At 68.9% G+C, this 11,879-nt stretch carries 11 protein-coding genes, 1 tRNA gene and 3 pseudogenes; 9 read left to right on the top strand and 6 right to left on the bottom strand.

The genetic code is table 11. From position 1 onward, the window contains the following. Window positions 1-45 precede the first annotated feature (45 nt). Together ACFWWU_RS15865 and ACFWWU_RS15860 are read right to left on the bottom strand one after the other, a co-directional pair. Window positions 46-831 carry a transposase gene (locus ACFWWU_RS15865; RefSeq protein WP_384144819.1) on the bottom strand — a complete coding sequence of 262 codons (786 nt, stop codon included), beginning with the start codon at window positions 829-831 and terminating at the stop codon, window positions 46-48. Continuing rightward, window positions 822-1,088, bottom strand: a complete 267-nt coding sequence (locus tag ACFWWU_RS15860) for a hypothetical protein (protein WP_384144816.1) — start codon at window positions 1,086-1,088, stop codon at window positions 822-824. The genes ACFWWU_RS15865 and ACFWWU_RS15860 overlap by 10 nt, the downstream gene beginning before the upstream one ends. Before the next feature lie 618 nt (window positions 1,089-1,706). Between ACFWWU_RS15860 and ACFWWU_RS15855 the strand changes: the two genes are divergently transcribed. The 4 genes from ACFWWU_RS15855 to ACFWWU_RS15840 all read left to right on the top strand — a co-directional run bounded on the left by ACFWWU_RS15855 (window position 1,707) and on the right by ACFWWU_RS15840 (window position 3,209). Continuing rightward, entirely contained in the window at window positions 1,707-1,958 is a 252-nt protein-coding gene (locus ACFWWU_RS15855; protein WP_384144813.1) for a hypothetical protein, read from the top strand. A gap of 88 nt (window positions 1,959-2,046) precedes the next feature. After that, a complete protein-coding gene (locus ACFWWU_RS15850; protein ID WP_384144810.1) occupies window positions 2,047-2,310 on the top strand; it encodes a hypothetical protein in 264 nt (87 codons plus the stop codon). 50 nt (window positions 2,311-2,360) lie between these two features. Then, window positions 2,361-2,441, top strand: a tRNA-OTHER gene (locus ACFWWU_RS15845). A gap of 387 nt (window positions 2,442-2,828) precedes the next feature. Then, the gene (locus tag ACFWWU_RS15840; protein ID WP_384144807.1) at window positions 2,829-3,209 is read left to right on the top strand and encodes a YrdB family protein; all 381 of its coding nucleotides are present in this window, start codon (window positions 2,829-2,831) and stop codon (window positions 3,207-3,209) included. 408 nt (window positions 3,210-3,617) lie between these two features. Here the strand turns inward: ACFWWU_RS15840 and ACFWWU_RS15835 are convergent. The 3 genes and pseudogenes from ACFWWU_RS15835 to ACFWWU_RS15825 all read right to left on the bottom strand — a co-directional run. Next, a pseudogene (locus ACFWWU_RS15835) lies at window positions 3,618-3,815 on the bottom strand (DUF6207 family protein); the annotation flags it as partial. Window positions 3,816-3,897: 82 nt separating this feature from the next. Next, the gene (locus ACFWWU_RS15830; protein WP_384144804.1) at window positions 3,898-5,016 is read right to left on the bottom strand and encodes a fatty acid desaturase family protein; all 1,119 of its coding nucleotides are present in this window, start codon (window positions 5,014-5,016) and stop codon (window positions 3,898-3,900) included. A 7-nt stretch (window positions 5,017-5,023) separates the two neighbouring features. After that, window positions 5,024-6,079, bottom strand: a complete 1,056-nt coding sequence (locus tag ACFWWU_RS15825) for a ferredoxin reductase (protein ID WP_384144801.1) — start codon at window positions 6,077-6,079, stop codon at window positions 5,024-5,026. 86 nt (window positions 6,080-6,165) lie between these two features. Between ACFWWU_RS15825 and ACFWWU_RS15820 the strand changes: the two genes are divergently transcribed. Beyond that, entirely contained in the window at window positions 6,166-7,305 is a 1,140-nt protein-coding gene (locus ACFWWU_RS15820; RefSeq protein WP_384144798.1) for a helix-turn-helix domain-containing protein, read from the top strand. A gap of 138 nt (window positions 7,306-7,443) precedes the next feature. On the opposite strand, the gene ACFWWU_RS15815 is transcribed toward ACFWWU_RS15820, so the two are convergent. Further along, complete coding sequence (locus ACFWWU_RS15815) at window positions 7,444-7,680, bottom strand: Lrp/AsnC ligand binding domain-containing protein (RefSeq protein WP_384144998.1); 237 nt, start codon at window positions 7,678-7,680, stop codon at window positions 7,444-7,446. On the opposite strand from ACFWWU_RS15815, the pseudogene ACFWWU_RS15810 reads away from it, so the two are divergent. The 4 genes and pseudogenes from ACFWWU_RS15810 to ACFWWU_RS15795 form a co-directional block, all read left to right on the top strand. Then, window positions 7,667-8,417 (top strand): annotated as a pseudogene (locus ACFWWU_RS15810) (Tn3 family transposase); the annotation flags it as partial. The gene ACFWWU_RS15815 and the pseudogene ACFWWU_RS15810 overlap by 14 nt on opposite strands. After that, a pseudogene (locus ACFWWU_RS15805) lies at window positions 8,406-8,513 on the top strand (IS5/IS1182 family transposase); the annotation flags it as partial. The pseudogenes ACFWWU_RS15810 and ACFWWU_RS15805, both read left to right, overlap by 12 nt. Before the next feature lie 488 nt (window positions 8,514-9,001). Beyond that, window positions 9,002-9,874: a hypothetical protein gene (locus ACFWWU_RS15800; protein ID WP_384144795.1), complete on the top strand. Its 873-nt coding sequence runs from the start codon at window positions 9,002-9,004 to the stop codon at window positions 9,872-9,874. 1,293 nt (window positions 9,875-11,167) lie between these two features. Continuing rightward, on the top strand, window positions 11,168-11,353 hold the full coding sequence (locus ACFWWU_RS15795) for a hypothetical protein (RefSeq protein WP_384144792.1): 186 nt from the start codon (window positions 11,168-11,170) through the stop codon (window positions 11,351-11,353). The last annotated feature ends 526 nt before the right edge of the window (window positions 11,354-11,879 follow it).

The raw sequence follows: 11,879 nt of genomic DNA, 5'->3' as shown, positions 1-11,879 counted from the left end.
CCGCCGCCCGTATCGACCAAGCAGCAGAGTGCCGAGCAGCAGGTCTCACCGCATCAGCAACTGTCCCATTTCATCCGTACGAGGCTGGGGACGTTCACGTGTACGCCGACACTCGAGTGCGATGACGTGGCCGTCGTCGCGGACGGTCTGCCCGGATCCCCGAGGAGCCCGGCGGTGCTGGGCGATGACTGCCCGCGCAGTGGCGATCCGCAGGACGTCATCGCCGAGCCGGTTGAGGACCTTGACCTGGACTCCTGGCAGGCCGGGCGGGACGGAGTTGAAGTTCCCGTCGAACTGGACCAGGCTCTGCGGGCTGACCGTCCGCTCGACTTCGAGCTCGGCCGGGAAGGGCCGCACTGGGATGTCGAGCATCGGCTCGGCCGCCGCGAGCTCACCGACCGTGGTGGCGACTCCGTCGATGCGGCGGCGCCGCTCGTCCATCCGGACGGCGAGATTGTCGACGCCGGACTGGGCCTGGACGACGGTCAGCCCGTCGGGGACCGTGCGCCACCAGCGTTGAGCGGCCGAGTGGTTGGTCTTCTCCACCACTCCTTTGCGGTTGCCGCGTCGGGGCGGGCAGAAGTCCCCGCCGGCTCCGTAGTACTTGGCGACGGCGGCGAAAGAGGAGGTCACCTGCCCGCTGGAGGGGCAACAGACCGTCGCCATCCGGTCGAAGCGCCACCGGCGGGCCGTTCCGCCGAGCTTGCGCATGACCTCGTCGAGGGCCTGGACCAGGTGAGGGAAGTCCTCGGACTCCGACAGAACCGCCCGCCACCGGCCCGAATGAGCGAGCGCGCCAACCAGCAGATGGGCGTGCTCACCTACTCCCACTCCTCTGGTGGGCTTGGCAGTTCAAGCCAGTCGAACTGGATCTCCTCGCCGGGCGGATGCGCGATCACCGCGACGTTCCTGCCGGTGGAGGCGTGGCAAGGCTCGCAATGCGGGCGAACTTGGTAGCGGCGCAGTGCCCGGGTGAAGGTCGAGTACGCGCCCTCATAGCCGAGTTCGGTCACCTCGTCGAACAGGGTCGAGGCCCACAAATGCGGGTCGTCGGCGAGGCGTTGGCGGCAGTAGGGCAGGAACGGCACGAATGGATGCCGCCGTGCACGCGCTCACCGAGCTCGCGGACCCTGCCGCGGTGTCCACGGGGACCGGAGCGTACGACGACCAGCGCCTCGCGGGCCGACGTTGACCCCTGCCGCATATGCCGGTGGCTGGTTCGTGCACGACTCTGGCGTACCCGACCGGCCCGGTGGCAGGGTGAACCGCAAGCGGCCCCCCGCGGCTCACCCCCTGCGGAGCGTGGCCGCCGGCCCGGCCCCGCGTCGCCCGCGGGGGCCGGGCCGCGCCTGCCTCCCGGCTCCCCACGGGAGGCCATAGGCGCGCCGTCGTCGTACACGGCCATGCCCCGCGCGCGGTCGTACTGGGCAGTGTCAGTGCGCCGTGACAACCTGACGGTGCCCGGCGGCGCCCATCCTTGAAGCCGATGCTGCCGCCGGGCCCCACACCAGGACGACGGAGGACCACATGGACATCTACCGGCTGACGTGGACGCGGGCGGGACGGGAAGAGCGGCAGGTCGCGGCCGTCAGCTACGACGCGACGAGCCCGAGTACTACAAGGCCCTGAAGGAAGCCGAAGACGGCGTCAGCGACGTTCAGATCGTTCCGGTGAAGCCCGGCGAGTAGTCCTGGTAGAAGGGCGGCATGACACACGAGCTGGACCCTGCCCGCACGCAACTTCTCGCCCGCTTCCTGTCCATCCCCCGCTTCCGGGAGCAGGACGAAACCTTCCTGGTCCGACGTCTCAGCCAGATGACCGACCGGCAGGTCACCACCGTCCTGGCCACGTCAGACGAGGAACTCGAAGAGCAGCGAGAGGCCGCCCGTGGACCCCAGTACGCGCCGGCAACCGACTCGGCTCCTGTCACCTTCTGGTACCACGGCACCTTGGGGTGACCCTCCGAGACCGGAAATGTCAGACCTGCCCCCTACCGTCGTGTCGAGGGCCTGGAACGGCCAGGCCTGGCGACATAGGGAGCGGGTCATGGGTGAGATCACCGTCAGCGCGCAGTACATCGACCACCTCCTGCACGACCCCGCAAGCGCGTACGGCGCCCCCTACCAGCGGGCCTACGCCGAGCTCGCCGTCTCACACCGCGGCCGGACGGTCGCCGAGATCTTGCCGCTACTCCGCCAGGCGGCCGACGCCGCGCTCCTCGACTTCACCGGCGCCGACCTGATCGAACAGGCGCAGGCGATCAGCAGCGGCGCACGGTACGAGCTCCGGGTCCGCGTCACCGGCCCCTGACACCGGAACTCTGGTGCGCTGCTTCGCCCCCGCCCGTACGATGCCGCACAGCCCTCGTCGTCCAGCGGCCAAGGACACCGGTCTCCGGTTCGCCCGGAAACGGAAACCCGGGTTCGAATCCCGGCGGGGCATCCGCCCGCCCCCTTCCTTCGCGCCGCCAGGCATGCGATCACCGGCCGGGTCTGCATAGCCTGGGTGTAGGACCTCGCGCTTCGTGACCGAGCCCTGCCCGCTGACCAGGAGCTCAGTCGCTGTCGCAGGTCGGTGGCACTCCGGCCAGCCTCACGGCGGTGGCATTTCCTGAGGACGCGGTGGTCTGGCCGGGTACAGTGACACCTTGGTCGAGGGTGGCCCGCTTGGTGGGGGCGAGGTCGGCGGCGCGAAGGAAGTCAGCGGCCCTGCCCGGCATATCGAGGGACCGGTAGCCCCCGAGCCGGGGTGCCCGCGGTCTGCTCTCTTGTCCGCTCTCGGCCGCCGGCGGCTCACATCCGCGGAGGGCTATAGGGGGGATCTCGCGCATGTCGTCAGGATTCGGGTTTCACGCGTCCACGCTCGCTGTACGGTTCATTCTGGAACTGGTGTCGCTCGCATGCTTCGCGGTCTGGGCCTGGACGACCACGCCAGGACCTCTGCGGTACGTCCTTGTAGTCGTGGCCCCGGTCCTTGTGGCCGTGCTGTGGGGCGTGTTCGCCACCCCCGGCGACAAGTCCCGGTCCGGCGGGACGGTGGTGGCGACCCCCGGCGCGCTGCGGTTCCTCCTGGAGTTGGCTGTCTTCTTCGGCGGCGCCGTGGCGCTTTACGCGGCGGGATCCCATGTTCTGGCCATCACGCTCGCCGGCGTGCTGATCGTCTACCACGCCCTGTCGTGGGACCGCATGGTCTGGCTGTTCCGACACTGACCCCGGACGTGATCACACGCCGTCAAGACTTCTCAAGGCAATGCCGGTTCTCTGAGGGCCAACGTCGTCGCGCAGCCCGCGACGCAAGGAGAAAGCCGTGAGAATCCGACAGCTTCAATGCGACAGGGCACCAGGGAGTCTCACGAGAGCGGCATAGGTGCCATCCCTCGCGCCAATCGCGGCTGAGACTGTGCCACGAAATCTGAAACCCTACACTGGGTGTGGGATCTCAACGCCCACGGCATATACCGAGGCTGTGACCTGTGGTTCTTGAGTCCGTCTTACGCTGATGGCCACGTTCCGTGTCTCCGGAACGTGGCCATTGCCTAGCTAGCCCTCGTGGGTGCAGATGACTGCGGCATGCCGGTTCGTCACGCCTGCCACCTCGGTACCGTGGCAGTGTCCACGTCACAGCCCATGCCTTCCACCCAGCCCGCCGTCGGCAAACCGAGTGCGCGTATGCACCCGACTACCAGCCTGACCACGGCAGGTCAGTGCACTACGACACCTCGCCGGGGGCTGTGTGCTGAGCTCCTGGCGCACGTCCAGGCAGCGCAGCCGGACACCGGGCTGCTCCGGATCCCGTGTCGTACGGTCTGATATCGCGGCCGCCCACCGTCCGCGACGGGTCTCACCGGACCCGGCGGTGCCGCCGGTACGGCCGAAAGGTCTGAACCAATACCGGGAATCAGGCCGCGACGAGCTCCTGCTCGCGGTCCGGCGTCTTGACCTTCGGCTTCTTGTTCGGCAGCGAGAGCCGGAAGACCTTGTGCCACGCGGAGAACACCTGCTTGGGCAGCGGCCCGGTGACGTACTCCAGCTCGTACTTTTCGAACAGCGCGCGCACCTTCACCGCGACCTCGGCGTACCGGTTGCTCGGCAGGTCAGGGAACAGGTGGTGCTCGATCTGGTGCGACAGGTTGCCGGTCATGAAGTGCATGGCCCTGCTGCCGCTGATGTTCGCCGAGCCCAGCATCTGGCGCAGGTACCACTGGCCGCGCGTCTCGCCCTTGATCGACCTGCGCTCGAAGACCTGCACGCCCTCGGGGAAGTGCCCGCACATGATCACCGAGTGGGACCAGATGTTGCGGACCAGGTTCGCGGTGAACGTGGCGGCGAGCGTCGTGAGGAACGACGGGCCCGACAGCAGCGGGTGGATCACGTAGTCCTTGAGCACCTGCTTGCGGATCTTGCGGCCCACGGCCTTGGCCCGCGCGCGGAACTCCGGGTTCTTGCGGCGGCGCTTGTGCAGGTTCTTGCCGAGCTCAAGGTCGTACGCTGCGATGCCGTACTCGAAGAAGCAGGCGTTGATGAAGTTCCACAGCGGCTGGCCGAGGTGGAACGGGTGCCACCTCTGGTCCTCGTCGACGCGCATGATGCCGTAGCCGAGGTCGTTGTCCTTGCCGATCACGTTGGTGTACGTGTGGTGCAGCTCGTTGTGCGAGTGCTTCCACTGCTCGGACGGCGAGACGTGATCCCACTCCCAGGTGGTGGAGTGGATCTTCGGGTCCCGCATCCAGTCCCACTGGCCGTGCAGGATGTTGTGGCCGATCTCCATGTTGTCCATGATCTTTGCCACGGACAGACCGGCGGTGCCGAGCAGCCACGCGGGCGGGAAGAACGAGAACAGCAGCACGCCCCTGCTGACCAGCTCGAGCTTGCGCTGCGCTGAGATGACCTTACGGATGTAGGCGGCGTCCTTCTCGCCACGGTCGGCGATCACCTCGTCGCGGATCGCGTCCAGCTCGCGGCCAAGCTCCTCGATCTGCTCCGCGGTCAGGTGGGCGGTGGGGTCGATGGCGGTCAAGGTGTTCCTACCGTTCGATGTCGCAGGGGCCCGCCGCGGCGGACACGCAGGTCTGGATTAGGACACCCGGCTCGGCCTCGGTGATCTCGCCGGTACGCAGGTCGCGGACGGCGCCCGCCTTGAGCGGCGTGACGCAGCCGAAGCAGATTCCCATGCGGCACCCGGACGGCATGAGCACGCCGGCCTCCTCGCCGATGTCCAGCAACGGCGTGGCGCCGTCCGCGTCGACGGTCTTGCCGGTGGCGCTGAACGTGACCTCGCCGCCGTCGCCGGCGACGACGATGCTGGGGCGGAAGCGTTCGGTGTGCAGGCGCTCTTGTACGGCGTGCTCGGTCCAGTGATCTTCGGCGGCGTCGAGCAGGCCCGCGGGCCCGCAGGCCCAGGTCTCGCGCTCGGCCCAGTCGGGCACCAGTTCGTCGAGGCGGGCGATGTCGAGCATGCCGTCTGTGTCGGTGTGCACCTCGGTGAGCCGCAGCTTCTTGTCCGCGACCAGGTCGTGCAGTTCGTTACGGAAGATCACGTCTTGCGGCTGTGGCGCGCAGTGGACCATGACGACGTCGTCGAACTCGACGTCGCGCAGCATGCCCATCACAGGCGTGATGCCGCTGCCGGCCGTCAGGTAGAGCACCTTGGCGGGTTTGGCCTGCGGCAGGACGAAGTCACCGGTTGCCTGGCCGAGCTGGACCAGCGTGCCCGGTTTCGCCCTGCGGACCAGGTGGTTGCTGACCTTGCCGTCCGGGATCGCCTTCACGGTGATCGTGACGCGGCCGTCCTGGCGGTTTGTCGGCGAGGTGATGGAGTAGGCACGCCACAGGCGCACCCCGTCGACGTCGACCCCGATCCGCACGTACTGACCGGCCGTGTGACCGCGCCAGCCCCGTCCCGGCCTGATCACGACAGTCGCGGCGTCACCCGTCTCGGGGTGCACGGCCTCGATGCGCCCACACAGGTCAGCGCCCGCACGCAGCGGGCTGACCAGGTCGAGGTAGTCCGACGGCAGCAGCGGCGTCGTGACCATCTCCAGCAGCTTCCACGCCCTGCTGCGGAGGGCTGCACTCGTCATGACTCCAGCTTGCTGCGCCTCAAGGCGTAAAGTCCTGACCGCAGGACGTAAATCTGGTCGGCTGAATTGTTCGCAGGGAATAAAGCATGAGCCATCCAATCCGGAGGGTCACCGAACTGGCCCTGGATGAGACGACGGTCACCGCACTTCGGGCCGCGCTGAAATCCACCGCCGACGAGGTCGTCCAGGCGATCATCGACGAGGTCCCTCCCTACGCCAACGCCCTGTCGGGCCGCATGGGCGGCACCATCCGCCGAGCCGTCCGCACCGCCCTGGGGCACTACCTGGACCTCGCGAGCGGGAACGCCACAGGCGGCGACGCCGGTGACGCGGCCTACGAGCTGGGCCGTGGCGAGGTGCGATCCGGCCGTTCGATGGACGCCCTGCTCAGCGCATACCGCGTCGGCGCCCGCGTGGCCTGGCGATGCCTGGCAGCGGGTGCCGTACCCGCAGGTCTGCCCGCCGCCGAGGTCGCCAAGTTCGCCGAGCTGACCTTCGCCTACATCGACGAGCTCTCCGCCGCGAGCGCCGCGGGCCACGCCGACGAACTGGCCGCCCGGGGCAGGGCCCACGAGCGCCACCTGGAACACCTGGCCCGCGACCTCCTCGCCGGCGCGAGCCCGGACGTGCTGCTGGCCTCTGTTCAACGGGCCGGGTGGCAGCCTCCGGTTTCGCTGACCGCGGTCCTGCTGCCCGCCGCCCAGGCCCGGCCTGCCTACCGCGCCCTCGACCCGAGCACCCTCGTCCTCGACGATCTGCCGGACGCCACCGGTGTGCTGCTCGTCCCCGATGCCGACCGATCACATCTCTTGCGGCAGCTAACCGACCGCACCGCCGTGGTCGGCCCGGCCCGGCCATGGACTCGTGCGTCCGCCTCGTACGCACGAGCCGCACGCGCGCGCTCCCTCTCCTCTGATATTCGCGACACCGAGGACCACCTGCCCGAGCTGGTGCTGAGCGCCGACGTGGACGCGTTCGCAGACCTGCGTGCCCGAGCCCTCGCACCGTTGCGGACCTTGTCTGTCGCGACCGCACGGCGGCTGGAGGAGACGTTGCGGGAGTGGCTGCTGCACCAGGGCAGGCGGGACGAGGTGGCGGCGGCGTTGTTCGTCCATCCCCAGACCGTCCGGTACCGGATGTCGCAGCTGCGGGAGCTGTTTCCGGATCTCGCATCGCCACAGCGGGTCCTTGAACTGACGCTGGCGGTCGGTCTTCGGGTCAGCTGACGCGTACTTCGACCGTCCACGACCGAGTCCGCGAGCGGTCCATTATGGCCCGTGTATGCAATCGACGCTGAGAATATTGCCCTCAGGACGGCTCTGGAATCGCCGCCCGTGTGACTGGCACCGCCTACGCCGCCGAGTTCAGTCGTTCGTCTTGATCTTTTTCATGGTGAGGTGGGATTCGAGGCGCAGGACGGCGGGCAGGCAGCTGAGCTTGCCGGTGAGGAAGGCTTCGTAGGCGGCGTGGTCGGCCACGGCGACGCGGAGGAAGTAGTCGGGGCGGCCGTACGTGCGGCGGAACTCGATGACCTCTTCGTAGGAAGCCACGGTGTCCTCGAACTCCTCGAAGCTCTTGCGGTCCTGGGCAAAGGCGCCGATCCTTCAGCGCACCCCGGAGCCGCGCCGCACCGCGCTGCTGACGTCGGTGGTGCGGCACCTGGAAGCGGCCGCGATCGACGACGCGCTGGACGTGTTCGCGCTGCTGATGCAGGTGAAGCTGATCAGCGTGGCGAAGCGCGCCACCGACCGGGACTGGCTGGCCGCCCTGCCGCGCCTGGCGAAGGCGTCGCGGACGGTGCAGGCGGCGCTTCGGCTGTGGAGCGGGCAGCTGGACCTGGTCGCCGAGACGGGCACCGACCTGGACGCGGCGGCGATGTGGCAGGCGCTGGAGGCCGAGGTCGCTCCACGTGCCGAGGTCGAGGCCGCGGTGGCGCTGCTGGACGAGCTGCTGCCACCCGGGGACGACGAGGCGGAGGCTGAGGTGCGCCGTCAGCTGGCCGGCCGGTGCAACGGTCCGGCCGTTCCTGACGCTGCTCGGCGAGTCGTGCGCGCTCGGTGCCGCTTCCGGCGGGCGGCGGGTGCTGGAGGCGGTGAAGCGGCTGCCCGCGCCGGCCCGGCGCAAGGTGAAGGCCAAGCCGCTGCTGCCGCGCGAGGTGGACCAGAAACTGGTGCCGCCGGCGTGGAAGAAGGCGGTGTTCTCCAACCCGGACCTGCCGCCCGGTGCGGTGGACCGCGACGCCTACGTGGTGTGCGTGTTGGAACAGCTCCATCGCGCGCTCGGGCGGCGCGACGTCTTCGCCTCCCCGTCCGTCCGCTGGGCCGACCACCGCCTCAAACAGTGGCGCGGCATCGCCACCCGCTACGAGAAGACCGCCACCGTCTACCTGGCCGGACTCCACGTCGCGGCCATCCTCATCTGGTCAGCGCCATGATCCGAGAGAAACGGCCTAGATGGAGGCGGTCTGCGCCAGGCCGGCGGTGGGGACTTCTTCGGCGATGTCGGAGGGCTCGTCCGCGGATGGCGGGGACGGCGAGGGCCAGGAGTGTGGGTTCCAGCAGCCGGGAGGTCATCTCGAACCTGGGCATTCTTCAATCCGGCGGTCCGTGCTGACTCTTACGTCAGCGCCTGAGTGGCACGACCTGTACACGACCACGGGCATCGTCCCGCTCGACCCCACGGCGTAGACGAGCGCCGGGCGAAGAAGTAGCTGGCCACCCGCGCTCGGTGGTGGGGTGCGGGCGGCCGGTCCTTCGGAATCCGTCCTGTCGGATGCCTTGCTCCGACCGTACGTCGCGGCGGGCCAGAGAGATCTGTGGCAGGGCGCCGTTCGGACCGCGCGGGTGACCTGGCCCGGCATCTGGCGGAGCCGTTGCCCGTGAGGTCCCCCTCGGCCTGGCCGGGGCGGCGCACAGTGGGGACGTGGATGTCGAGGAGATCACCCAGGAGCTATATGGGCTGAAACCGTCCGATTTCGTCGCGGCACGCGACGGGTACGTCGTCGAGGCCCGCAAGGCGAAGGACCCCGAGGCGGCGAAGGCTATCGCGGCGCTGCGCCGGCCAGCGCTCGCGGCGTGGGCCGCGAACCTCCTGGCCCGTCAGCGGCCTGAGGAGACCCGGCAGTTCCTGGCGTTGGGGAAGACGCTACGGGAGGCCCACCAGACGCTCGATGCCGATCAGCTGCGTACGGCGAGTCGGCAGCAGCATCAGCTCATTACCGCGCTCGCCCGTACGGCCGCCGTGTTGGCCCAGGAGGCGGGGCAGCCGGTGAGCGACACGGTGCTGCACGAGATCGAGCAGACCCTCCACGGCGTGCTCGCCGACCCGGACGTCGCCGAGCAGTGGTCGAAGGGCCGGCTCGTGAAGACGCCCGAGGCCGCGGTCGACTTCGCCGATGTCGCCCCGGAGGCAGCGCCCGCACGCCCGGCTCCGACCGAACAGCCCGTGCCGAAGACGAAGTCGGGGCGCACGGCGGCGCGGCTGCGCGACCTCGAGCGCGCTCGTACGACGGCGGAGGAGGCTGACGCCGAGGTCGGCCGGCGCGAGCGGGAGCTCGGTAAGGCGCATGATGCGCAGGAGACCGCCGAGGGGAATCGGGAGGAGGCGGTCGAGTGGGTGCGCCGCCTGGAGCGCGAGCTTCAGGGTGCCCAGGAGGCGAAGGCCGAGGCCAAGAGAGCTGAGGCGGACGCCGGTACGGCGGTGAAGTCGGCGGAGCGCGCCCTGAGGGAGGCGCGCCGGGTTGCCGAGCGGGCCGCTTCTGCGGTGGAGCGTCTGGAGCAGCAGGGCGAGCCGTAGGCGGCAGGCCCGATCTCCGCCTGTAGACGTGTGCACCCGCCCCTCGTCGCCACAGGGCGTACGGGCCCAGGTGCCCGACGACGGCGAGCCAGCCCTTGTGGCCACAGCTCGATGGCTGGTGCCCAGCGAGTGGGTGTTCACCCGCTGACGTATCCGCCGCCTCACTTCAGCCACGACCTCGGTACGCCGCTGGCATCACCGCCGCACGTGCCGCGGGCAAGTGGCTCCTGCCCCTGGGTAAAGACTCGGAACCAGTCGCTGTCGGGCTGGGGGAGTGGAACGGCGCTTCGGCGTCGTTACGGACATCACATGGCCTCTGGTGAGATTTCTTGCCGGTTCGGGCTGTTCCCGCGGCCCAGGGGTGCAGACCCTGTTGGCTACACATACGAAGGACCGCCCGTGACTACTCGTCGTTCCACGATCCGCAGTGCACGCAACCGTTTGTCCAAGCAGACCGACGAGTCCGAGTTTTTCCGTGCGACACATACTTCTACCCCGACGGCAGCGTGACGGTCTTCGCCCGGCGCCCTGCCGAACGCTCGGAGGAAACGAGGAGGTGCCACCGTGTCACTGCCGAGGAGCTAGCGCGGCGGGTGGCGAGCCTCCGCAACAGCATCCCTCTGTTGGATTTCGGCGATGACCACGACTCGGTAGGGGCGGCCTTGGCCGCGAGGGAATCCGCTCTCCGCAACGACCAGGAGCAGTTGCGGAAGTTCAGCTCTTCAGTCCTTCGGCTCCAGCCCAGATGGGATGAGGCAGTGTCCACCGCTCTTCTGAGCGATTGGGCAGCCCCGCTTCACACGGCCGGTGAGCTTCGCCCTTCTGCCCTGACTGTGTTGGCGCAGGAGGTTCAGGTCGTGCACCTTCAGCTACAGCCGCTGTGGCAACGCAGGACGGGTGGCTTCGTGTGGAGGGGACGCCGAGTCGAAGGTAAGCGGCTGGCCCTCCTAGAGACCCCGGGGCCCTCAGGCATCACGTTGCGGGAGGTGCTGTCGGACAACACCTGCCCAGAGGACTCCTTGCTCGACTTCATCCCTGGCGATCAGCGCTTGGGCCATCTTCTCGCCGAGCTCGAGCCCGCCGAGCGCTCGGTGGTCCTGGCCCTCGGGCTGCCGGATATCGGCACCTGGCGGGAAGCCGCGGAGCACGTGGAAGCAGAGGACCCGCCCGCCTTCGCTGAGCGGGTACGGCGTAAGGCTCGCCGACTTGCGCCGAACAGCATCGTCGCCGCTCCCTGCAGCGGCCAGAGGCGACGCCCGACATGCGGCAGTCCAGGCAGGAAGGGGAGTCGGCATGAGCCTGACCATCCTTCTGCTGATCCTGCTCATGTTTCTTGTCACGGCGATGGCCGGAGGCGCAGTCCTGGTGCTGATCCGTCTTCGCCCTGCATGGGCCGCCCCTATCACGGGGGCGCTCGCCGTCATGATGCTGATGGCGACCGTGGTTACCGTCTTGGTGACGGTAACGCGCACCACCTGAAACCTCTCTGGCGGCGGGCTCCGCGATCCCGCCGCCGGACCGCGCCGCTCGAGTTCAACCTGGCGGATCTGATGGCCGTAGTAGAGAAGTAGGTGTGGGGCGGTCGTGCACCGTCTGGCGACTGACCCTTTCCTCAGTATGTGTTTTTGAACTCTGGTCGTGGGGTGTGATCGGCTGGATGATCCGGGTTGTGGCGTCTGGCGTGGTGGGCCGGCGGTACTGCCGGGAGTGTGGTGATCCGCTGCCATCGTCGATGGCGGTGGAGGCAGTGGTCTGTTCGGGCTGTTGCAGGTCGCGACGGTGGCGGAGGCTTCAGCGAGCCCGGCAGCGGGTGGCTGCGATGCGCCGGGGCGAGCAGGCGGAGTGTCCGGTTTGCCGGTGGGGCTTGACGGTGGGGGTCGAGCGGTCACGGTCGGCCGTCTACTGTTCGTCGCGGTGCCGGGTGCGGGCCTGCCGTCAGCGGGCGGCGTCACGGAACGGTGTTACGGAAACGCCGTAGCCGAACGCCTCGCCGTCACCACCGGCC

Origin of the sequence: Streptomyces sp. NPDC058650 (assembly GCF_042717315.1) — a bacterium.
Classification (GTDB): domain Bacteria; phylum Actinomycetota; class Actinomycetes; order Streptomycetales; family Streptomycetaceae; genus Streptomyces.
This window is presented reverse-complemented; position numbering and strand designations above follow the sequence as displayed.